We start from the raw sequence: 24,157 nt of genomic DNA, 5'->3' as shown, positions 1-24,157 counted from the left end.
TAAAGATGTTTAACTCTTTAGTTGGATAAAAGTAGAAAGCCTTGTTCGTAAAGAACAAGGCTTTTTTTTAAACGCGTATATTTGTAGGTATAATTTCCCCTTAAATTATCATTATTACATGTTTAAAAGTTTCAAATATTACGTTGGTGTATGTATTGTTTTAGCAATAACTGGATTTTTATTGCATAACATATTAAATAACTATGAAGCGCTTGAGCAACAAAAAGTTGATGCACAACTAAGCAAAGCACACACTGATGCTACGATAAATGCAAAAGCTGGAATAGAAGTATATGCCTCTTTAGTGTCATCTCTAAAAAGTTATATAAAAAACAGCGAACAGTTTCCTACGGAGATTCAATTACAGAGTTATCTCAATGACTTTTTAAAAGAAATAAAATTCAACGATTCTATATTAATCAACTACATCGATACAAATCATGTATTTAAATATGTAATCACACCTCAAAAAATAGATCCGAATAACTTAAAAGGGTTTTCTGTAAAATCGATTAAATCTCAAAAAAGAATTGATGAATTAGATCGTTTAATGCAAAGCAAGACTATAAAACTATTTACGCCAATCAATCTTAGAGAAGGTTGGGCGGGTTTTCCTTTTAACTTTTCAGCCGAAAATAGTGATAGTGAAGTTGTAGGTTATGTAACACCAATACTAAATGTAAAGTACTTGTTGGAGTATTTTTACGAAAGCAACGATCAAGATGTGTATGTACATAAGTTTTTAATCAATGACTCTATAGATTTAACACGAGAAGCTATTTATGATGGATCTAAAATTTTCAATACAGCTAGAGATGCTGAATACTACAAAAAATTTAAGGTAAAAGAAGAAGACTTTATATACTCAACAGTTCAATTATTTGGATTAAAATTAAAAGTTGGGAGCGCCTACAAAAAGCCACAAACCATTAGTAAAAACATTAGTTATATTTCATACGTATGGTTTGGTGTGGTTGCTATGTTATTATTTTTAGTATTGCATCAATTTTTGAAAAATAAAGTGCTTAATAAAAATCTACAAGAAGCCAACGCAATTGTTATTTCCAAGAATCAAGAACTAGAAGCGAACCTTAGCAACATACAAACACTTATCAAGGAAATACATCATAGAGTAAAAAACAATATGCAAATGATTTCGGGTATTCTAATGCTACAAGAAGATGAATACAAAGATGAAAATGTAAAAAGAGCACTCCGCGATAGTCAAAACCGAATCAAATCCATGTCATTAGTACATGAAAAACTATATGAGAATCTTACATTAAAAAATGTTCAAATTAATGAATACATAGCACAATTAATTAACTTTATAGAAGATACAGTGCGCAACAAGGATTTAGACTTGACAAAAGAAATCGATATTGACAAAGAACTCATCTTTGATGGAGACACAACAGCCAATCTAGGGTTAATCATCAATGAATTGATCACAAATTCATTTAAACACGCTTTCAAAGAACACCAAAAAAACAGTATTCATATTTCAATTACCAAACAAAATGAATATTACAAACTCATCTACAAAGATAATGGGGTTGGATTGCCTGCTGATTTTAATTTTGAAACAGCAACTTCTTTAGGGATGCAGTTAATACAAATACTCACAGATCAATTGAGTGGTACACTAAAATATACCCGAACTCCTGAAAAAGCGTTTGAAATCCATTTCAAACCATTGCCTGATAGCTTTTCACGCTAAGTTTTATGTGCAAAAGCCTGTCTGTACACATCTGTATCTATCCAATTAGATACTTTCAAAGATGACAATTCAACGTATAGCGATGTGCTATTTTGTATCGCTTAATTTAATGCAGGAACAGATGTTTGTTTTGAAACCAATGACTGCGGTGGAACTACAGGAGTACTTTGTGGAAACACAATAGGATCATTCTGTGGATATCAAATCTATAAGTTTATGGTTGTAGATGAGATTTATAATCGGAATAATTAATTAAACTTTAAAAGAGGCTGTCTAAAAGTCAAAATTTCGTCAAACCGAACTTGATTCGGTTTCTCATCATCATTGAAAATCAGTGTAATGAGATTCTGAATCAAGTCCAGAATGACGCCTTCTAAAACTTTTCAGATTGTCTCTTTTTTTATGCAATAAAGTGTGTTTTTAAATCCATTTCTGCGGTTGGTTCATACGTTTTAAGAAACATTAAAATCAAAACATTAAAAATTCTTGTTAAAAACAGCACAAGACTTTTTTTTGTATGCGCGAAAGTCTTTACATTTAATCTATATTCGAGTTAAGGATAGAAACGGCATCCTTTTTGCGTCAGTTCGAGTGAATTTGCGAAGCAAATTTGTATCGAGAACAAGCAAAAAGATACAGTGGATAGCCTGACGAAGAAACACTGAGGCACTCAAAGTGTTTTCTTCGGAACTCCCATAAATGAAAGCGATTGCCACGAATTTTTAAAAAATTCTCGCAATGACTGATTTTAACTATTGAAGTAACTGTATGCTGAGGTACTCGAAGCATACCAATGAAAGAGATTTTACCCTATGAATAAATACAGTACACTTGTACTTGTTGTCGTTTCCCTTTTCATAATAGGCGCACAACAATCGCATCCATTCCATACAAAAAACGATACAGCACAGGACAAATGGGTCGATAGTGTCTATAATAATATGACACCCAAAGAACGCATCGGGCAACTATTTTCCATTGCGGCGTATTCTAACAAAGGATTAGCGCATGACAATCGTGTAAAACAACAAATCATGAGATACCATGTGGGTGGCGTCACGTTTTTTCAAGGGAATCCAACACAACAGGCAACACTGACGAATCAATTTCAAAAACTCTCTAAAATTCCGTTGCTAATCTCTATGGATGTCGAATGGGGTTTGGGCAAGCAACTCGACTCTACAAACCGCTATCCATATAATATGATGCTTGGCGCGATTCAAAACGATACCATCATAGAACAAATTGGGAAACGCATCGGCGAACAAAGCAAACGACTCGGCGTACACGCAAACTTTGCACCTGTAACTACGGTGAAAATAGCACCAGACAACATGATTCTTGGAAATCGTTCCTACGGAGAAGACATCATGAATGTTACAAACAAAGCAACAGCATTTGCCAAAGGATTGCAAAGTACAGGAACCATAGCGGTGGCAAAATACTTTCCAAGTGTAGGCGACAGACATAGAAATGCGGATGACGAATTGCCAACTTCTGTAATTTCCGAATCCTATCTTGACAGCATACAAATAGCTCCGTATAAAGGACTCATTGCCAACAACATTGGCGGAATTATGGTAGGACACGTACAAGTGCCAAGTCTTGAACCAATAGAAGGTTTAGCAGCTTCCTTATCAAACAATATCATTACTAAAAAACTAAAAAATGAACTTGGTTTCAACGGATTAATCTTTACGGATGCGCTAAACATAAAAAATCTCACACAAAACAAAGAAGTGGGCGCTATAGAATTGGCAGCTTTCTTAGCGGGGAATGATGTATTACTGTTGCCAGAAAATGTACCTATCATCATAGAAAAATTTGAAGAAGCCATCATGTTAGGCATCATCAAAGAAGAACGCTTGGCATATTCAGTAAAAAACATACTAAGAGCAAAGCTCAAGCACGGTTTGTTTTCGCTTGAAGCCATAAAAGTAGATTCTATCGGAGCAAACTTATACACCGTCAAAGACGATCTTTTGCATCGAAAAGCGGTAAAACACGCCATTACAGTTGTAAAACATACCAATAATATACTGCCACTCAAAAACTTAGACCAACAAACCATTGCGTATGTTGCCATGGGCGATGCTGACGGGAAAACCTTTATAAACACCTTACAGAAATACGCTTCGGTGACAGTCATCAAAGAAAAAAACTTAGCAGAGTTAGTAGCAAAATTAGCGTCCTATAAAACAGTCATCATTGGGTTTCACAAATCGGATGCAACGCCTAGGGAAGCGTATCAATTTACAGATAAAGAAATTGTTTGGCTGCAAGAAATCGCACGTACCAACACGGTCATTTTAGATGTCTTTGCAAGTCCGTACAGTCTATTAAAAGTAAAAAGCTTTACCAACATTGATAACATCTTAGTATCGTATCAAAACAGCGACGTTTCGCAAGAAATCTCAGCGCAAATCATCTTTGGAGGATTAAAGGCACAAGGAAAATTGCCCGTAGCAATCAAAGATGTATTTCCTATAGGTACAGGATTTGAAACCACAACCTTACCACGTTTTGGCTATGATTTACCCGAATCGGTTGGAATCAACTCCAAAAAACTAAACCGTATTGATTCCTTAGCGGAATTAGTCATCTCAGAAAAAATGGCACCTGGTGTTCAACTTTTAATCGCGCGCAAAGGAAAAATCATTTACAATAAAAACTTTGGGTATCATACCTACAAGAAAAAGCGCAAAGTAAAAGACAATGACATTTACGATATTGCTTCTATGACTAAAATATTGGCAACGCTGCCATTGGTCATGAAACTAGAAGAAAACAAAAAACTAGCTTTGAACTCAGAATTGGCAACACTCTTACCAAAATTCAAAGGTACCAATAAAGATACCATAAAAGTGATCGAAATACTATCGCATTACGCACGTCTCAAACCTTGGATTCCTTTCTACATCAATACCTTGGACAGTGTGACCAAAAAGCCAGACAAAAAGTGGTACAGCAGTAAAAAATCTAAAACCTACAATATCAAAGTCGCTCACAGGCTCTACATGAACAACGAATACAAAGATTCCATCATGCAGCGCATCATTGACAGCGATTTACTAGAACGCCTTCGTTATAAGTACAGCGACTTGCCTTTTTACATCTTAAAAGAATATATAGAAACAACACTCAAATTGGATTTGAATACGCTTACCCAACAATATTTTTACAAATCCTTGGGCGCGCACAACACAACCTACAATCCGTTAGAAAAATTTTCAAAAAAAATGATAGTTCCATCAGAAGTGGACGACTACTATCGAAACCAAACTGTGCAAGGGTACGTTCATGATATGGGCGCTGCCATGCAAGGTGGAATAGGAGGACACGCAGGATTGTTTAGCAATGCCAATGATGTTGCCAAAATAATGCAAATGTATATGAATGGCGGAACCTATGGCGACAAAAAATACTTGGATGCGGCTACCATAGCCAAATTCAATAATTGTTACTTTTGTCATGAAGACAATAGACGTGGCGTAGGATTTGACAAACCGCAATTGGGCGATGTGGGTCCAACCTGTGGATGTGTTTCCATGAATAGCTTTGGACACTCAGGATTCACCGGAACATACACATGGGCAGATCCTGATGAAGAACTAGTGTATGTATTCCTATCCAACAGAACCTATCCGACGATGACGAATAGGAAACTAATAAAAACTGATATACGAACCAAAATTCAAAAGCTCATATACGAAGCAATTGAAGAGTAAACTGAACTAATTTGAAAATAGCAATAGTATGTTATCCAACCTTTGGCGGGAGTGGCGTTGTCGCTACCGAACTTGGAATTGCCTTAGCCAATAGAGGACACGAGATACATTTTATAACCTACAAACAGCCTGTTCGTTTGGCTTTGTTAAGCGAAAATGTGCACTTTCACGAAGTAAATGTACCCGAATATCCATTGTTTCATTACCAACCGTACGAATTAGCATTGTCGAGCAAACTAGTCGATATGGTAAAACTCCATGAAATTGATTTGTTGCACGTACATTATGCCATTCCACATGCCTATGCGGGATATATGGCAAAAAAGATGTTGGCAGAAGAAGGAATTACCGTTCCTATGGTAACCACGTTGCACGGAACAGACATTACGCTGGTAGGAAGTCATCCGTTTTACAAATCGGCAGTAACGTTTAGCATCAACAAATCGGATGTAGTGACGTCGGTTTCGGAAAGCTTAAAGCAAGATACCTTGCGTTTATTTGACATTAAGAAAGAAATAGATGTTGTCCCCAATTTTATAGATGTTACCAAGTACGATCACGGATTTACGGATTGTCAACGAAGTTTGATGGCAACCGAAGATGAAAAAATCATCGCGCATGTGAGTAACTTTAGAGAAGTAAAACGTATTGGTGATGTAGTATTGATCTTCAATGAAATTCAAAAAGAAATTCCTGCCAAATTGATGATGGTTGGAGAAGGACCAGAGCGTGAATCAGCCGAACTACTCTGTGAAGAATTAGGGATTACAGACAAAGTTATTTTCTTTGGAAATAGTAATGAGGTTGATAAGATATTGTGCTTCTCAGACTTATTCTTATTACCGTCAGAAACCGAAAGTTTCGGATTGGCAGCCTTGGAAGCAATGATTTCTTCGGTTCCAGTGATATCGAGCAATACGGGAGGAATTCCAGAAGTAAATGTACACGGTGTTTCAGGATATTTAAGCGATGTAGGTGATGTGGCAGACATGTCGCGCAACGCACTCAAAATACTAACTGACGACGCCGAACTCGAAAAATTCAAAAAAGGTGCAAAGGAACAAGCCTTAGCTTTTGATATCAATAAAATTGTACCAGTGTATGAGTTTATCTATCAGAAGGCTTTTGAGATGGCGTGATTTCGACAGGCTCAATCGCCGCAATTCAGGCTTTTTCGATCCGTCTTTGCGAGGAGCGATAGCGACGTGGCAATCTGTTTGTAGTATTGCGAAATTGAGATTGCTTCGTCGAAACTCCTCGCAATGACGTTAATGAATTAATCAAAATAAAACAACCATCCATCAGACAAATCATTCCATTCGGGATTTTCTTGATTAATCAATTCTTCTTTACGCTTTCTATTTCCAGCCTTTAATTGTTTTTCTCTAGCGATGGCTTCATCCATTGTTTGAAATTCTTCAAAATAAACAAGTATATCACAGTTATATTTAGAGGTAAAACTTTTATATGTTTTTGATTTGTGTTGATATATTCTCTTAGTTAGGTCAGAAGTCACACCAATATAAATGACTGTATTATTTTTATTGGTTAGGAAGTAGACACATGGATTCTTCATAAAAACGAATATAATAATTTTTCGTCAGTTCGATGAGTACGCGACATGGCAACTTGTTTCTGGTTTTACGAGAATGAGATTGCTTCATAGCTTCGCATGGTATCTTCAATCAAAATATATTTTGACTTCAATAATGTTCGCAATAACGTAAAGGAGAATTATTCGCAATGATATTCTTATTACAATGCTAAATTTTAAATGTAAAAGTATTTTCACCTAACACCTAACACCTAACACCTAACACCTAACACCTAACACCTAATACCCAAGAATCTATTCCCCCAACACCAACGACTCCGAATTAATACAAAAACGCAAACCACTTGGTTCTGGTCCATCTGGGAATACGTGTCCTAAATGCGCATCGCAGGTACTGCAGGTCACTTCTACGCGAACCATGCCGTATGTGGTATCTTTAATATAATCAATTACATTCTCCTTTACAGGCTCGGTAAAACTTGGCCAACCACTACTGGATTCAAACTTTAAATTAGAATCAAACAAAGGTGTATTGCAGCATACGCATTCATACACACCCGGATCATAGCGACTGCAATGTTCACCCGAAAAAGCACGTTCGGTACCTTTTAAGCGGGTAATGCGGTATTGTTCAGGAGTTAACTGTGCAATCCATTCGGCTTCTGTTTTCTCAACGCGTCTATCAGGTTTGTTGTTGCCTTTTGTTGCGAGGTGAATAATATCTTTCCAAGTAAGCATCGTTCTTTTTTTTTGTGGTGTAAAGATACGGAGAATGTGTTTAATGTACCAATGTACCAATTTGATGATGTGTTAATTTGGAAATGTGTTAATGAGTTTGGAAATGTGTAGTCTTCGACTCCGCTCAGAATTCTTCAGTGCGTCATTGCGTACTTCGGCTTAGCTCAGCATACAAGGAGTATGCGACGCGGCAGTCTTTGTGTAGTATAGCGAGGGTGAGATTGCCGCGACTGCGTCTCGCAAAGACGTTTCTTATCACGATATTGAATTATGAATGTTAGATGTAATTTTTTTAGTTTTGAACCTTGAACAAACAAATATCAAATGTAAAATGCTAAATGTAAAATGTAAAAGTATATTGAATATCGAATAAACGAAGAACAAAGAACAGAGAACAGAGAAATATCAAATGTAAAATTATAAATTATAAATGCTAAATGCTAAATGTAAAATGTAAAATGTAAAAGTATATTGAATATCGAATATCGAATAACGAACACCGAATAACGAATAAACAAAGAACAAAGAAATATTAAATGTAAAATGCTAAATGTAAAATGCTAAATGTAAAATGTAAAAGTGTGTTGAAGAACAAAGAACAGAGAACAGAGAACAGAGAGCAGAGAACAGAGAAATATCAAATGTAAAATTATAAATGTAAAATGTAAAAGTGTGTTGAAGAACAAAGAGCAAAGAACAGAGAAATATCAAATGTAAAATTATAAATGCTAAATGCTAAATGCTAAATGTAAAATGTAAAATGTAAAAGTATATTGAATATCGAATAACGAATAAACAAATATCAAATGTAAAATGCTAAATGTAAAATGTAAAATTAATTTCACTCACAACTCACAACTCACAACTCACAACTCACAACTCACAACTCACAACCGAACACCTAATAAACAAAGAACAAAGAAATATTAAATGTAAAATGCTAAATGTAAAATGTAAAAGTAATTTCCAACATACCAACATACCAACATACCAACATACCAACATACCAACAACCAAAAAACCACTTTAACGAACAATTAACAGACATTCTACATACTTGGCTATTGCACGGGACGAAACTAAATAGTAAATTTGGATATATATTAAAAAAACCGTAACACAATGAATGAATTTAATCAAATATTGCCAGTTAGCGCTTTGGGTGAAGATGCTAGAGTTGCTTTCTATAAAAAAACATATACCTACTTAGCATTTGCAGTATTGCTATTTGTACTAGTAGAATACCTCTTTTTACAAGTAGACTTTATCGTAAATATTGGACTGCAAATGATCCAAGGTTGGACATGGCTTCTAGTACTTGGTGGATTTATGTTTGTCACCAATCATGTAGAACGAATGGCATTAGGTTCGAAAGATAAAACAGTACATCATACCGCTTTATTCTTATATGTAATTGCGGAAGCTTTTATATTTGTGCCCTTAATTTATATTGCGATTGAAATATCGGGCGCTAGAGAAACAGACATCTTAAGTCAGGCTGCTGTGATGACCTTAGCTTTGTTTGCAGGATTAACAGCAATCGTATTTGTAACGAAGAAAGACTTTTCATTTCTGAAATCGATCATTACTATTGGAAGTTTCTTAGCCATCGGATTGATCGTCGCAGGAACACTTTTCGGAGGATTTACTTTAGGATTGTGGTTTAGCGTAGGAATGGTGGTATTGGCTTCAGGTTCTATTTTATACCAAACATCGAACATGATGCACAAATACGAAGAAGAGCAGTATGTAGCAGCATCTTTAGGATTGTTTGCTTCGTTAATGTTACTATTCTGGTATGTTGTGAGTATCTTTATGAGTGAGTAAGTAGTACTTTCTTAAAATATATTAAAAACCGTTTTGCACTTGTGTAGAACGGTTTTTTGTTTTAGGACTCGGCTTCGCCTGTTAGTATCGCTTCGCTGTTGGATCGCTTCGCTTTTAGTAGCGGCTTCGCCTTTTAGTATCGCTTCGCTTTTGGATCGCTTCGCTCTTAGTATCGGCTTCGCCTTTTAGTATCGCTTGCGCTCTTGGTATTTTGGTAGGTTCGTAATTGTTACATTTTCAAATTTTCACATTGATACATTAAGTTTGCTTCGCTTTTGGGTCGCTTCGCTGTTGGGTCGCTTTGCTTTTGGGTCGCTTTGCTTTTGGGTCGCTTCGCTGTTGGGTCGCTTCGCTCTTAGTAGCGGCTTCGCCTTTTGGTATCGCTTGCGCTCTTGGTATTTTGGTAGGTTAGTAATTGTTACATTTTCAAATTTTCACATTGATAAATTAAGTTCGCTTCGCTTTTGGGTCGCTTCGCTTTTGGGTCGCTTCGCTTTTAGTCTTAATCTTTCTGTTGTCATTCCTGCGAAGGCAGGAATCTATGACTATAATACGTCACTGCGAGGAGTATGCGACGCGGCAGTCTGTTTCTAGTATATCGAGAGTGAGATTGCTTCACTGCATTTGCAATGACGTAATGGAAAACTGTCTAACAACCGAAAACTGAACACTGAACACTGAATACTGAACACTGAGAACCCGTAAGAAAACCCACAATCAGGTGCGGATGTTTTGCCTGAATTTGCCTCGTTTTATCACTATCCATAGTATTTGATTCAAAAAAATAATAGAGATTCACTACATCAAACAGTACTGTACTGTGTTTTAAAACTATTATTAATTCAAAATCGAAACAAAAATGGCAGTAAAATTTAAAGTAATTCAGCGTAAAAATCCTCGTGATTTATTAGCAGCACCAAAAAGCTATGCGATAGCTATTAATAACGGAACGGTTGATATAGACCGACTTGCCGAATTGGTAGGTGACGGTTCCACCGTACGTCAAAATGATATCTATGCAGTAATCATTGGTTTGTTAAATGTCATCGTAGGGGAACTCAAAGAAGGGCGTAGTGTCCGCTTAGACAAATTAGGAATGTTTTCCATTTCAGTAAGTAGTGATCCATCGGACACACCAGAAGAAGTAACCGCAAGCAACATCAAAAGTGCTAAAGTGCGGTATCGTCCTGGAAAGGAACTCCGAAACATGCTAAAAACATTAGAGTATACTAAGACAAGTAGTTAGTATTGAGGTTTTAGTATTGAGAATTGCCAAGCACTATTGTAATTATGTATTACAGTAGTGCTTTTTTTAATGCTCAGTATCTAGTATTTGAAAGGTTTTTTCTGAAATAGTAGTAAGTAAATGAATAGTAGTTGTAACATTACTTACTTTTGCCCTACACATGATTAAACACTGAAACACGCAATGGATCTTATTAATGATTATATTACCCTAGAAGAACTAAAAGAAAAAATAAATACTTTACCAGCAGAAAAACAAGAACACCTTAAAATGTTTGGAGCTACCGCAAACTATCCTCAAGCTAATGTTTACAAAGAATTAAAAGGTTTTATCAATTTATACCGCTTTGTGCTAAAGCAATATAAAGGTTGGGACAGTCAAGAAGATTTAAATGGATATTTTGAAACCTCCAAATTATACTTCCATGAAATATTAAAGTTATTCAATAAGTTTATAGATAATAATTTTCGTGAAAATAAGGATAGATTTAATAATAATGGAGATACAGCAACAGCAGGTATTATAATGCTACGACAAAAGTCGTATAATGATGAATACATATTCACTTATGATGCAGCTGCAACAGAGTTTCTGACAAACCTACACAAAAGAGACGAAAGCAAAGTACACAAGGCAGCTAGCTATTTAGCAGGTGAAAAGATAGAAAATTTAGACTCGGATGACTTCTTCTTTCTACAAGAACTATATGAATTCCGAAGAAATGAAAACGACTACATAAAAAGGAGCGAAGCAGAAAAGAAAAGCTTGCAAGTACTTAGAAGCGAATTCGAATCTTACATTGAAAAAGTAGAACATAAACTAACAAGTTTCGACGGTCGCAGCACAGAGAAATTTGAAGGATGGTTTCGTACTGAACGACAAGATTATGATAGATGGATTACCAAAACCCAAAAAGCATTCCAAACCTTCGATGAAAAAAGCAAACAAACCATTACTGACAAAGAAGAGCTATACGATAAAAAACTACAATTGTCAGCACCTACAGAGTATTGGAGCAAAAGAGCAATACAATTACGTAAAGAAGGAAACAAGTGGCTATACTGGCTTATTGGTTGCTCGGTAATTGCAATAACACTACTCACATTAATACTTTACTTCATATCCGACGGAACACTAAAAGAACTCTATGAAAAAACAGGACTTGCCATTCGGTGGTCTATTGTATTTATTACTCTAATATCTTTCTTGGCATTTGGTATTCGCACCTTTACAAAATTGATGTTTAGTTCGTATCATTTGGCAAGTGATGCCGAAGAACGAAAACAACTTACTTATGTCTACTTAGCATTAAAACAAGACAAAAATATTGACGAAAAAGAACGTCACCTAGTTTTACAATCACTATTCAGTAGGTCGGACTCTGGTTTGCTAAAATCTGATACATCACCAACTATGCCTGGCGGTATATTGGAGAAAATCACTAAATAAAAAGTCTAGTATATATTATAATAAGAGCACTTGAGTAGAAATATTTCTACTCAAGTGCTCTTATTCTGTGCTCTTGTCTAGAATTTTTTTTACTCAAGAGTAGAAAATAAGTAGTGCTGAGTAGCTGTTATTGCTAACTTTTCATAATTTGTTTTGAAACTGTAGAGCATGTATGTATACAAGTAGAAAAACAACCAAAAAGAAGTGCAACGATACCGCACTGCTTCACAAAAAAATGTAAGATAATATGTGAATAATTTGTTGTTTTTATGGCAAATTATAGACTTTTTTCTATCTTTATACCGCAATTACTACACAATAAAATTATAAATCAGTATAGCTTATTATAGATACTTGTGTAAATTGCAACTATTGTATTAAAGAAAGTAATCCTACGAATGACACAAGAAGAACTCAAAGAATTAGAAGACAATTTATGGGAATCGGCAAACAACCTACGCGCCAATTCAGACCTTAAATCAAGCGAGTACGCTACGCCTGTATTAGGATTGATATTCCTAAAATATGCAGATAACAAATACAAGCAAGTAGAAAATGCTATTGATACAGAGTACAAAGCACAAGAAACTTCGCGTAACAAAAAAACAAAACAAGAAATTGCCATTGCTAAGTGTGGCTTTTACTTACCCGATAATGCCCGTTTTCAATACCTGCTAGATATGCCAGGGAAAGAAAGCATGGCGGATGCCTTAAAACTTGCCATGCAAGGCATAGAACAAGACCAAGAAGAAAAATTTAAAAACGTACTTCCCAAGGATGAGTACGCACGCATCGAAAAAAGTAGCCGTACCATTTTGCCTGAGTTGCTCAAAGCACTATCCAACATTCCCGAAGATGCCCAAGGCGATGTATTTGGAAAAATATATGAATACTTCTTGGGGAAATTCGCGCTAAGCGAAGGACAAAAAGGAGGACAATTCTTTACACCAACATCGGTTGTAAAATTTATTGTAGAAGTTATAGAGCCGTACAAAGGTAGAGTATACGATCCTGCTTGTGGTAGTGGTGGTATGTTTGTACAATCGGCTGAGTTTATCCGCAAACGAAAACATGGCAATGTATCGGACGATATCATGGTATACGGACAAGAGAAAACAGGCGATACCGTAAAACTTGCCAAAATGAACCTCATGGTCAACGGATTGCGCGGCAACATTATGCAAGCCAACTCCTATGCAGAAGATCCGTATGACGGATTTGGAAAATTTGACTATGTCATGGCAAATCCGCCATTTAATGTAAAATCAGTAAAAGAAAGTACCGTAGAAAAAGACAAACGCTTTACGGAGTTTGGATTGCCCAAAAACAAAGGTAAAAAAGAAGACAAAATTACCGATGCCAACTACCTTTGGGTAAGTTTATTTGCAACATCACTCAACAGTACAGGGCGCGCAGGTTTTGTGATGGCAAATTCTGCCAGTGATGCACGAAATTCTGAATACGACATTCGCCAACGCGTGGTAGATGCTGGTATGGTAGATGTAATGACAACCATGCCATCCAATATGTTCTATACCGTAACCTTGCCCGCTACATTATGGTTTTTTGACAAAGCCAAAATCAATACCGACCGTAAAGACAAGATACTATTTATAGATGCCCGCAACGTATACAAGCAAATCAGCCGTTCGCAACGCGAATGGACCGAAGAGCAGGTACGTAACTTAGGAATGATAACCCGTTTATACCGTGGCGAAAACGAACGTTTCATTTCGCTCATCAACGAATACCTTTCCGCAGCGCAACCTTTGGTAATGCAAAGCGAAACGAGTTTGGAAGCCTATATTTTAAAACTACAAGACCAAACGGAATATCTTGAAAAATACCTACAAGAAGCCCAACAACATTGGACAAAAGCACAGCTAAAAAAGAAAGAAGACTTTAATTGGAACACCAAATGGAAGGACTTACAAGCAACTGCCATTAGTTTCCCTGATGCCTTTCCGCAAGCACAACTACTACAAAAAGCAATCATTGCGGGTATAGAAGCTACCGAAACACAAAAGCTAGCCGACGCCAACACAGCACAACACCAATTGGCTACTGAATTGGCTACGCTAACACAAAGCCACCAAACACATCAACACCAATTGGCAAGCTATACCAAGCAACTAGAAGCCTTGCTAAGCTTTGCCGAAAAGCAGCTAAAGCTAAAAAACAAAAGTGTTTGGAATACCTGTTTTAAAGAAGCACCGCAGAGAGCACTAACCAAAGCACAACACAATTACCAAAAAGTATATACCAAGCTGGCGTACTACCACGAGTGTATGGCGTGGTTGCAACAACGGTTCCCAAAGGCGGAATACCAAGATGTGGTAGGTTTGTGCAAACTAGCAGACAAGCAAGAAATAACCGAAGAACAAAATTATTCCTTAAACCCAGGACGTTATGTAGGCGTGGAAATTGAAGAAGACAACCTAACAGAGGAAGAATTTAAAAAGAAGATGAGTGATAAAATAAAAGAATTTACCAATTTAACAGATAAGTCAAAAATATTTGAAGATGAAGTTTTGAATAAACTAAAATCAATTTCATCATGAAAGAAGTAAATATTCATACTAGATTAGGTAAATTGATAAATGACAAGAAAGGTTTAGTTTCTGGGCCTTTTGGTTCTTCAATTAGTAAAAAGTATTTTGTAGAAAGTGGTATTCCAGTTATTAGAGGAAACAATTTGAAAGACCCGCGGAAAAAATTTATTGATAATGGATTTGTTTATATAACTGATCAGAAGGCTTATGAATTAAGAAACTGTACTACTGTGTCTGATGATATAGTATTTACCGCAGTTGGAACTTTAGGGCAGATAGGCATCATTCCTAGAAATACAAGATTTCCAAAATATATTATTTCAAATAAACAAATAAGAATAAGAGTCGATAATAACAAGGTTGATCCTTATTATTTATATTACTATTTCTCTTCTGAAAAAATGAGAAAATATATAATATTACAAAATAGAGGTTCTTCTGTCCCATTATTAAATTTATCAGATATTAGACAACTCCCTGTTATATTGCCACCATTACCAACCCAACAGAAAATAGTATCTATCCTTTCCGCCTATGATGATCTCATAGAAAATAACAACAAGCGCGTTGCATTATTAGAAGAAATGGCTTCCGAGCTTTACAAAGAATGGTTTGTACGCTTGCGATTTCCTAACTATGAAAATAGTACAATTGTTGATGGTATTCCGGAAGGTTGGGAAAAGAAACGACTAAACGACCTAATTTCATTCTATATAGGTGGCGGATGGGGACAAGATGAAGAAACAGGAAAGTTTACAGAAGAAGCGTATGTAATACGAGGAACTGATATTCCTAAATTTACAAAAGGTAATCTCAATAGAGAAGTACTTCGTTATCATACAGAGTCAAATTTATCATCACGAGCAATGCAAGAAGGAGATATTGTATTTGAAGTTTCAGGCGGAACGGAAAGTCAATGGCTTGGACGCTCTTGTTTATTAACCCAAAAAGCATTAGATAGATACGGGAAACCAGTAATGCCAGCTAGTTTTTGTAAATTAATTAGAGCAGATAAATCAGTTATTGAACCAGTATTGTTGTATCAATTCTTTCACAGAATATATTATACGGGAGAAGTTTCTATATTTCAAGTACAATCAACAGGAATTAGTAATTATCAATTTGAAGATTTTATACATTCACAAAAAGTATTAGTTCCTTCCGAAGTTATTCAAACAAAATTTAAACAAACCATAGCGCCAATGCTTGAAGAAGTTCAAGTATTAGGAGAAAAAAACAACCTCTTACAACAAACCCGTGATTTGCTGTTGCCACGGCTCATTAGTGGGAAGTTACAAGTATGACTTCGAGTGCCTCAGTCACATACATTTGTTACTGCAAAGAGTAAGCGATGCGGCTTTCTTTGTATAGCATAGCGATGTTGAGATTGCCACGACTGCGTCTCGCAAAGACGTTTCCTTTAAATCTTACAAAGTAGTATCTTACAAATACCTAAGATATTCTTATATTGTATGAAAATTAATGCGCATACAATAGCATGGCAAACTACCTTAGCGAAGATCACTTAGAGCAAGCAGACATAGACTTGTTTATCAACAAACTTGGTTACGACGAACACATTAACGCGTATCGCGATAAGCTACTAGGACGCAGCAGCCTAAAAGAAGTAGTACTCAAAGACCGCTTGCGCGCCAAGTTGGAAGCCTTTAATACACACTTGCCACCAAAAGCCATTGATGATGCCTTGGAAAAACTGACGCAAAGTAGAGCTTCTATGAGTGCCATACTTGCCAACAAAGAAGTACACAACCTCATAAAAGATGGCGTACCTATAACGTATACCAACCATGAAGGCAAGGAAACACCTACCAAAGTACAAGTAGTAGATTTTGACAATGCGGCTGCTAATGAATTCTTAGTAGTATCGCAACTTTCCATACAATACCGAGACATTGAACGAAATCGTCGACCAGATGTATTACTATACGTCAACGGATTGCCTTTGGTGTTTATAGAGCTTAAAAATGCCAGCGAAAAAGTACGCCAAGGCTACGACAAAAACCTAGAAGACTACAAACGCGACATTCCACAACTGTTTGATTATAACTTGCTCGTCTGTATTTCAAACGGAATACAAACCCGGATGGGAAGTTTCAATGCCGATTGGGAACATTTTTTCCCATGGGTAAAACATGATGATACTACGGCAAACAGACGGCAACTAAGTTTGCAAGAAGTAGAAAAGCGAAGTGAAACTACCGACAAACGCCTTAGTTTAGAATATTTTAGCGAAGGACTCTGCAATAAAACCACCTTGCTCGATTATTTTGAAAACTTTGTACTCTATCATAACAATACCAAAAAGATACTTGCCAAAAATCACCAATACTTAGGTGTCAACAGTGCGCTGAAAGCATTTACACAGCGCGAGGACAAAAAAGGAAAATTAGGCGTATTTTGGCATACACAAGGTTCAGGGAAATCGTATTCTATGATATTCTATGCAGAAAAGATCAACCGTAAAATACCAGGCGACTTTTCGTTTTTAATACTCACCGACCGTACGGACTTGGACGATCAAATATTTAGAAACTTTACCGAAACGGAAGCCATTACAGGCATAAGCAACACAAAGAACAATAAGTACCGACCAAAAAACAAAAAGGAACTCTTACAGTTTTTGGGCGAAAACAAAAGCTATGTATTTTCGCTTATTCAAAAATTTGGGACAAAACGCGGGTTACAGTTTAAGCAAATTACAGATCGTACCAATTGGATTGTCATGATTGATGAAGCACACCGATCGCAATACAAATCACTTGCCGACAACTTACGCATCGGCTTACCCAATGCACAATACCTAGCATTTACAGGAACACCACTTATAAAAGGCGGATTAACGGAACGTTGGTTTGGCGACTACGTATCCGAATATAACTTTGCACAAGCTATAGAAGATGAAGCCACCGTGCCATTATTCTACAAAAAGCATGTGCCAACGATGGTAAATGTAAAGGATGATAAACTCATTGAAGAAGCTGCGGATATATTAGAAAAAGAAGACATTACCGAAGAAGAAGAGCAAAAGCTCAATAGAGAGTATAGTACCATAATAGAAGTTGTAAAACGTGATGACCGTTTGGAGGTAGTAGCACAGGATATATTGGAGCACTATCCGTATCGTTTAGACATGACGGACGATGAAGGCAACCGCAAACCCATGAAAGCCATGGTGGTATGTATAGATAAGTATACGGCTGCTAAGATGTATGAAAAAATACAATACAAACAGGAACTATATATAAGAGAACTCAATAAAAAAATAAGTAGAACCTTCAATATAGAAGAGCGCACACGCTATGAACGCGCGGTAGCGTTTATGAAAGAAACGCAAATGTCGGTAGTAATAAGTTCGGATATTAATGACGAAAAACGCTTTGCAAAAAAAGGCTTGGATGTAAGCAAATATCATAAAATGGTTGACGCTAGAGATAACGATGGTAAGAGTGTAGAAGATTATTTCAAAGATGCCAATCATCCGCTTCGGATCGTATTTGTAACTGCTATGTGGCTTACAGGCTTTGATGCGCCTTCGGTATCTACCTTATATTTAGACAAGCCGTTGCGAAATCATAACCTTATGCAAACCATAGCGCGTGCCAACAGAGTATTTGCAGCGAAGAAAAATGGATTGGTAGTAGACTATTTTGGCGTATTCCGAAACTTGAAAAAAGCGTTGGCTGTCTATGCACAAGGAAGTAGCGACAAGGTTACTGATGATGACGATATGCCAATACAAGAGTTTGAAGAACTCGTAGTTATTTTAAAAGATGCTATTGATGAAGGTATGCAGTATAGTAAAGATAATGGTGCCGATTTACAAGAAATCTTAGACATAGGAGAAAAAGGCTTTAAAGAAATTCGCTTATTTGAAACCTTTGGAAATCTCTTATTAGTAAATGATGATGTGAAGAAGCAATTTGCACTCTATACAAACGCCATTGTTTCCTTATACGATTCGTGCAAGCCCGATATATACAACTATCCAATTATTAAGCAACAAAAAGAAGTATTTGAATACTTAAAAAAAGTAGTAGAGCGCAATGCAGGAAGTGATGAACGTATGGACAAGGTACGCGAACAAGTAGATCAATTGTTGGACGAATCCATATTGAAATCTGATGATGCTGTGCAAGAAGAAAGTGTTGGGTACGAAATTACCAAACACAAACAAATAGACCTAAGTAAACTGGACATTGACAAACTCCGAAAAGAATTTAAAGAACGTGATACCAAGAATATTGCTTTTGCAGATTTGCGCGAGTTTTTAGGTGCAAAGCTACAACAGATGATACGTGAGAATAAAACACGTACACGTTTCTTAGAACGTTTTCAGGAAATATTGGACGAGTACAATTCGGGCAGTACTTCTATAGAGGAGATGTATGAAGAAATGCTAAAGTATGCCAAAGAAGTTCAGAAAGAAGAAGAACGCCATATCCGAGAAGAACTCACCCCAGAAGAATTGGAAGTATATGACATGCTTTGCAAAGAAAAGCTAACCAAAGCAGAGCTGCAACGTGTAAAGCTGGCAAGTAAGTATTTATTAAACCGATTAAAAGAGGAGAAAGAAAAACTGTTTGTGATTGATTGGTACAAATCATACAAAACACGCTTGCGTGTACAAAACATCATCAAGGATTTACTAGACGATAAAGAAAAAGGCTTACCAAAAAGCTATGATGTAAATGTCTTTGCAGAGAAAAGTAATGAGATTTTTGATCATATTTTTAATAGTGCCATGAATGGTACTGGTATTGGTGCGGCTTAGATAATATATTGATGTTATTGTGAGAAACCGTAAGAGTACAATCTGTAAATTGAATAGGTTCACAACGAGAATAATAAACCATACGAAATGGCTGAAAATTTAGCAAAGATTGTTACAAGAAATGATGTACTAAGAGCTGTAAATAGTATTGATATTAATAATTTAATTCCATCAACAAAATACGATGTTTTAATTTCAGGAAGATTATACCCACCCAAAGAAATTATACGAGAGGCAGCAAGATATGAAGGCTTAGATCCTAGTAAATATGCGCTAAATGGTGGTGCACCCACCAATGATTATTTAGTAAATATGGGGTTTCCTATATTTGACAAAGAAGGAAATCATTTAGGCGGTGGTGATACTGGTGTTGTTTGGAAACTAGGAACCCGTTGGGGAAAAGGAAACCCTAATTTTCATGAATTACTAAAAAGAGAAAAGATAGTTATTACATTTGAGAAGCATACCTTCAATTCAGGAGATTTAGTAGCTATTACGGATGGTCATACGGTACATGGAGTTGCAAGGGTAAACGATAATATGCAATCCTTTCCAGATTCTCCTTATGCACATTTAGAAAAAGAATTTAGAGAATTAGAGGTTGATTGGGGAGATTGGATATTAGTATCAGATGCAATTATTTACGATTTATCAAAAGAGGAACAATTTGAATATAAACTTGAAGCAGGAATACGACAAATACGGCAAGATGAAGTTAAGAAGAAAGTAACTAAGTTATGGTTTCGAAAAGAATATGAAAGCGCCAAGAATAGCAGAAATTCTAAAAGTGCTGGTACTATTTCTGGAAATTCATTTTATACGTATGATCATGATGTATTACCCAAACTTGATGTTGAAATATTAAGTAAAAGTTTTGCAGAACAGATTTCTAACTTGCAAAACACACCTGGACAAATGCTAGGTGTCTTTGGTCAATGGGGAAGAGGGAAAACGTATTTTATGAATCAAGTTAAAGAGAAACTTAAACTAGATCATCATAAAATTGCCAATAATGAATCAAAAGAAAATCAGTTTTATTATTTAAAGTTTCACGCATGGAAATATCAAGATACGGAAGGCGTTTGGGCGTATTTGTATCAAAATATCATGGAATTATATTTAACTCATAAAAATAATGAATCGCTTAAGTATGGAAACTGGTTTCAGAAAAATATAAGATATCCTATTTTAGCAAAGTGGCATGAAGCACGATTGTTGTTTCGTTTGAATAGAATACGGAATGGCATGTTTAATTTGAGTATGTTTTTAATAGTATTACTACTAGCTATTTTAATAGCTATATATTATCCTAATTTTTTAAAGGATTGGCTATTTTGGAAAGCCTTCTTTGGAACAAGTGTTTCAGTTCAAATATTGGTATTTTTGAGTAAAGCTTGGAAACTCGGAGATAAAGGTAAACGACTCATCAGGACATATACTCATAAACCCAATTTTAATAAATTATTGGGCGTACAAGCAGAAATACAAGAAGAGCTGAGGTTTATATTACGTGCTTGGATGAAGACTGAATTTAAAGAAGAAGATGGCAAACTTGGCAGTAAGCCTATTGAGTGTTTAAAAAATGATCAAAAACGGTTGTTATTATTTGTAGACGATATTGATCGTTGTCATGAAGAACGTTTGATTCAGGTAATAGACGCTTTAAGAGTGATGCTTGAAGATGATGAAATTTTAATGCGTGTTATTATTGTTGCAGCAATAGATAAAGATATTTTGGAACGTGCTATAAAATGGAAATATAAAAATTTTCTTCATGAAAATGAAGAGGAAAAAAGAGATGATACATTAGTGAAAGAATACATGGACAAACTTTTTATATCTTGTTTAAAACTTCCTCCTTTATATGGAGAAGAAAAAAATAAAATATTGGATAGTTATGCAGAAAAAATAGGTCTCAAAAAAGAAAAGAGTGCAGAAGAAAATTTAGAAGGTATAGTAGAAAATAATCGTTCTAATACAACTAATGCTGAAGTTGATAATGTAAATTACTCAAATAATGAAATTTCAGACGAAACTATAGAAGAAATTAATTATGTTATTACATCAGAAGAGTTAGAATTACTTAAAGAGTGTGCAAAAGGTATTGAAGGAAGAATAACTCCACGTCAATTACGAATTTTCATGTTTCGCTATTTGTTAGCAAGAAATATAGGTCAACAATTTAATAGCAACAACAAACTAGATCTTGAATGGTGCACATTCATGATGAAAGAGATTATTAAAAAAAGAAATAATAAACCCGCAGATAGTGTCAATGATATTGAAAGTATACTAGAAGATTTTGATATTTCGGATAAACTGAAATCATCTACCAATAAAATTATTGAAATTATAGCACCTTATTAATAACAACGAATGCAAAACCGACCACAAACTATACAAATATTTCTTCCAGACGGTTCGCCAACCAGTATCAGAGAAGCAGAAATCACCAATAGATTAGTAAAAGCAATTCTGTTTCCTAGAAACAAAATGCAAGAAGTCGCAAAGCGTGAAATGGTTCATTTTACAGGTGTTTATTTTTTGTTTGGAAATACAGAAGACGGAACAAAGCCATTAGTATATATTGGAGAAGGCGAAGATTGTTTTAAACGCATTCAATCTCACAATCGTAACAAAGATTTCTGGACACAGTGTGTCATCATCACAACTAAAACAGATGAGTATACCAAAACAGATGGGAAGTACTTAGAACATTACTGTTTAGATAAAGCAAAAGAAATTGGACGTTATATTATTGATAATGATGCAGGTTCTAAAAAGCCTTCTATATCAGAAAGTAGAGAGTATGATTTATTAGATAACTTTGATACCGCAAAAATACTATTAGCAACTTTAGGCTATCCAATCTTTGAAGAGAAACGAAAAGCAAAAAGTGCTAAAGAATTGTTTTACTGTAAAGGCACAAATAATGGTGCTGCAATAGGAGAGCTAACTGATGACGGTTTCTTAGTCTACAAAGATGGTACAGCTAGTATTGAAGAAACCAAAAGTATGACGAAATGGATAGGTGTGTTACGTAATCGCTTAGTAGCAGAAGGCATATTAAAGGAAGAAAATAATGTGTATGTATTTCAACAAGATTATATATTCAACTCACCAACAGCAGCAGCAGCAACTATTATAGGACGAAATACAAATGGATGGACGAAGTGGAAAGATAAAAATGGCAAAACCTTAGACGAACTCAAAAGACAGAACTAGTCATGCCAAAACCCAAAGGACAAAAAAACACCAAAAACAAAGCCAAGCATACCAAGCTCCTGCAACGCAAGCTCAACAAAGAGCGCGCGGAGAAGGAAGCGACCAAGGCACGGCTAAAGGCTATTGTACAGAAAGCGAAGGAAAAGAATGAAGAGTAAAGACTCAAGAGAAAAGAGAAAAGAGAAAAGACCCAAGACCAAAGACCAAAGACCAAAGACCAAAGACCAAAGAGCATAGAGAAAAGACCAAAGAGCCAAGTAAATGAAAAATGAAAAAGATTAAATGTAAAATGTAAAAGTGTTTTTAGTGTGGTTGGTTCTCGACTGCGCTCGAACTGACATTGTAATTTTAAATGTAAAAGTGTTTCTTTTAATACCTAATACCTAATACCTAATACCTAATACCTAATACCCAATACCCAACACCCAAGACCCAAATTATAAATATTAAATTCAAAATTCAAAATGTAAAATGTAAAAGTTTTAAATTTGAACCTTGAACCAACAACTAATCCCTAATCCCCAAAACCTAATCCCTACAAACACATGGAACTCCTCGACATCCTAGACAACAACGGCAAGCCAACAGGTGAATACTTGCCCAAAGATGAAGTACACCGCAACGGATATTTTCACGGAACGGTACACGTGTGGTTGTATACAAAAAGGGGAGAAGTGGTATTGCAATTGCGCGCAGCAGACAAGCAAAATTTCCCCAATCGTTGGGACGTATCGGTGGCAGGACACATCAGTCATGGTGAAACGGCGTTGCAAGCCGCACAACGAGAATTGGAAGAAGAACTAGGAATACAAGCACAGCCAGCACAGTTCCAGAAAATTGCAAACTTCCAGATAGATTATAAACATGCAGCAGATTATTGGGACAGAGAATTCAGTACTATTTATGCCTGTGAAATAGCCGCAACGACGGAATTCACACTACAAACAGCAGAAGTTGCCGCGGTGACAACGATTCCACTAGCGCAGGTACAGAAAGAATTGGCAACTATTGAACTTGCTCAAAAATATGTTCCGTTTAATGAAGCGTATGCGAAAGAAGTGTTTGCGAAGTTAAAAAGGTTCTTTTAGTAGTAATGGTTCTCGACTGCGCTCGAACTGACATTATGTATTTTAAATGTAAAAGTATTTCTTTTAAGACCTAAGATTCAAGAGCAAAGAGTAAGATTCAAAATTATAAATGTTAAATGCTAAATTTTAAATTAAAAAGTATTTTTGAACACCCAACACCCAACACCCAACACCCAAATTATAAATGTTAAATTCAAAATGTAAAATGTAAAATGTAAAATGTAAAAGTGTAAAATG

Annotated in this window: 15 protein-coding genes; 13 read left to right on the top strand and 2 right to left on the bottom strand. The window is 35.8% G+C overall.

Going from position 1 to position 24,157, the window contains the following annotated elements:
• The first annotated feature begins 118 nt into the window (after positions 1-118).
• The 3 genes from H2O64_RS17315 (at position 119) to bshA (ending at position 6,587) form a co-directional block, all read left to right on the top strand.
• Positions 119-1,720 (top strand): sensor histidine kinase, encoded by a 1,602-nt coding sequence (locus H2O64_RS17315; protein ID WP_187563472.1) that lies wholly within the window; start codon positions 119-121, stop codon positions 1,718-1,720.
• Positions 1,721-2,532: 812 nt separating this feature from the next.
• Positions 2,533-5,448, top strand: coding sequence for a glycoside hydrolase family 3 N-terminal domain-containing protein (locus H2O64_RS17310; protein ID WP_187563471.1), 2,916 nt, complete (start codon positions 2,533-2,535; stop codon positions 5,446-5,448).
• 11 nt (positions 5,449-5,459) lie between these two features.
• Positions 5,460-6,587, top strand: a complete 1,128-nt coding sequence (bshA, locus tag H2O64_RS17305; protein ID WP_187563470.1) for an N-acetyl-alpha-D-glucosaminyl L-malate synthase BshA — start codon at positions 5,460-5,462, stop codon at positions 6,585-6,587.
• A 137-nt stretch (positions 6,588-6,724) separates the two neighbouring features.
• Here the strand turns inward: bshA and H2O64_RS17300 are convergent, their stop codons facing one another.
• Together H2O64_RS17300 and msrB are read right to left on the bottom strand one after the other, a co-directional pair.
• On the bottom strand, positions 6,725-7,024 hold the full coding sequence (locus H2O64_RS17300; protein WP_187563469.1) for a GIY-YIG nuclease family protein: 300 nt from the start codon (positions 7,022-7,024) through the stop codon (positions 6,725-6,727).
• A gap of 273 nt (positions 7,025-7,297) precedes the next feature.
• Positions 7,298-7,741, bottom strand: a complete 444-nt coding sequence (gene msrB / locus H2O64_RS17295; RefSeq protein WP_187563468.1) for a peptide-methionine (R)-S-oxide reductase MsrB — start codon at positions 7,739-7,741, stop codon at positions 7,298-7,300.
• 1,122 nt (positions 7,742-8,863) lie between these two features.
• Between msrB and H2O64_RS17290 the strand changes: the two genes are divergently transcribed.
• The 10 genes from H2O64_RS17290 (at position 8,864) to H2O64_RS17245 (ending at position 23,920) form a co-directional block, all read left to right on the top strand.
• On the top strand, positions 8,864-9,568 hold the full coding sequence (locus H2O64_RS17290; protein ID WP_187563467.1) for a Bax inhibitor-1/YccA family protein: 705 nt from the start codon (positions 8,864-8,866) through the stop codon (positions 9,566-9,568).
• 859 nt (positions 9,569-10,427) lie between these two features.
• Positions 10,428-10,814 (top strand): HU family DNA-binding protein, encoded by a 387-nt coding sequence (locus H2O64_RS17285; protein WP_187563466.1) that lies wholly within the window; start codon positions 10,428-10,430, stop codon positions 10,812-10,814.
• Positions 10,815-10,997: 183 nt separating this feature from the next.
• Entirely contained in the window at positions 10,998-12,263 is a 1,266-nt protein-coding gene (locus H2O64_RS17280; RefSeq protein WP_187563465.1) for a DUF6161 domain-containing protein, read from the top strand.
• Between the two features lie 398 nt (positions 12,264-12,661).
• Complete coding sequence (locus tag H2O64_RS17275; RefSeq protein ID WP_187563464.1) at positions 12,662-14,824, top strand: type I restriction-modification system subunit M; 2,163 nt, start codon at positions 12,662-12,664, stop codon at positions 14,822-14,824.
• Positions 14,821-16,119, top strand: coding sequence for a restriction endonuclease subunit S (locus H2O64_RS17270; RefSeq protein ID WP_187563463.1), 1,299 nt, complete (start codon positions 14,821-14,823; stop codon positions 16,117-16,119). Before H2O64_RS17275 ends, H2O64_RS17270 begins: the two co-directional genes overlap by 4 nt.
• Before the next feature lie 194 nt (positions 16,120-16,313).
• Positions 16,314-19,607, top strand: coding sequence for a type I restriction endonuclease subunit R (locus H2O64_RS17265; protein ID WP_187563462.1), 3,294 nt, complete (start codon positions 16,314-16,316; stop codon positions 19,605-19,607).
• A gap of 87 nt (positions 19,608-19,694) precedes the next feature.
• Positions 19,695-21,974, top strand: a complete 2,280-nt coding sequence (locus H2O64_RS17260; protein WP_187563461.1) for a P-loop NTPase fold protein — start codon at positions 19,695-19,697, stop codon at positions 21,972-21,974.
• Between the two features lie 9 nt (positions 21,975-21,983).
• Positions 21,984-22,832, top strand: a complete 849-nt coding sequence (locus tag H2O64_RS17255) for a GIY-YIG nuclease family protein (RefSeq protein ID WP_187563460.1) — start codon at positions 21,984-21,986, stop codon at positions 22,830-22,832.
• Positions 22,833-22,834: 2 nt separating this feature from the next.
• Entirely contained in the window at positions 22,835-22,990 is a 156-nt protein-coding gene (locus H2O64_RS17250; RefSeq protein ID WP_187563459.1) for a hypothetical protein, read from the top strand.
• 387 nt (positions 22,991-23,377) lie between these two features.
• Positions 23,378-23,920: an NUDIX hydrolase gene (locus H2O64_RS17245; protein WP_187563458.1), complete on the top strand. Its 543-nt coding sequence runs from the start codon at positions 23,378-23,380 to the stop codon at positions 23,918-23,920.
• Positions 23,921-24,157 lie beyond the last annotated feature (237 nt).

The organism is Kordia aestuariivivens (assembly GCF_014397005.1).
Lineage (GTDB): Bacteria > Bacteroidota > Bacteroidia > Flavobacteriales > Flavobacteriaceae > Kordia > Kordia aestuariivivens.
This window is presented reverse-complemented; position numbering and strand designations above follow the sequence as displayed.

Excerpts from the sequence above, each read along its gene's own strand:
- H2O64_RS17250 (WP_187563459.1), top strand. The coding sequence starts at position 22,835 with ATGCCAAAACCCAAAGGACAAAAAAACACCAAAAACAAAGCCAAGCAT.
- H2O64_RS17290 (WP_187563467.1), top strand. The coding sequence starts at position 8,864 with ATGAATGAATTTAATCAAATATTGCCAGTTAGCGCTTTGGGTGAAGAT.
- H2O64_RS17270 (WP_187563463.1), top strand. The coding sequence starts at position 14,821 with ATGAAAGAAGTAAATATTCATACTAGATTAGGTAAATTGATAAATGAC.
- H2O64_RS17285 (WP_187563466.1), top strand. The coding sequence starts at position 10,428 with ATGGCAGTAAAATTTAAAGTAATTCAGCGTAAAAATCCTCGTGATTTA.
- H2O64_RS17310 (WP_187563471.1), top strand. The coding sequence starts at position 2,533 with ATGAATAAATACAGTACACTTGTACTTGTTGTCGTTTCCCTTTTCATA.
- msrB (WP_187563468.1), bottom strand. The coding sequence starts at position 7,741 with ATGCTTACTTGGAAAGATATTATTCACCTCGCAACAAAAGGCAACAAC.
- H2O64_RS17255 (WP_187563460.1), top strand. The coding sequence starts at position 21,984 with ATGCAAAACCGACCACAAACTATACAAATATTTCTTCCAGACGGTTCG.
- H2O64_RS17260 (WP_187563461.1), top strand. The coding sequence starts at position 19,695 with ATGGCTGAAAATTTAGCAAAGATTGTTACAAGAAATGATGTACTAAGA.
- H2O64_RS17265 (WP_187563462.1), top strand. The coding sequence starts at position 16,314 with ATGGCAAACTACCTTAGCGAAGATCACTTAGAGCAAGCAGACATAGAC.
- H2O64_RS17315 (WP_187563472.1), top strand. The coding sequence starts at position 119 with ATGTTTAAAAGTTTCAAATATTACGTTGGTGTATGTATTGTTTTAGCA.
- H2O64_RS17245 (WP_187563458.1), top strand. The coding sequence starts at position 23,378 with ATGGAACTCCTCGACATCCTAGACAACAACGGCAAGCCAACAGGTGAA.
- H2O64_RS17275 (WP_187563464.1), top strand. The coding sequence starts at position 12,662 with ATGACACAAGAAGAACTCAAAGAATTAGAAGACAATTTATGGGAATCG.
- H2O64_RS17300 (WP_187563469.1), bottom strand. The coding sequence starts at position 7,024 with ATGAAGAATCCATGTGTCTACTTCCTAACCAATAAAAATAATACAGTC.
- H2O64_RS17280 (WP_187563465.1), top strand. The coding sequence starts at position 10,998 with ATGGATCTTATTAATGATTATATTACCCTAGAAGAACTAAAAGAAAAA.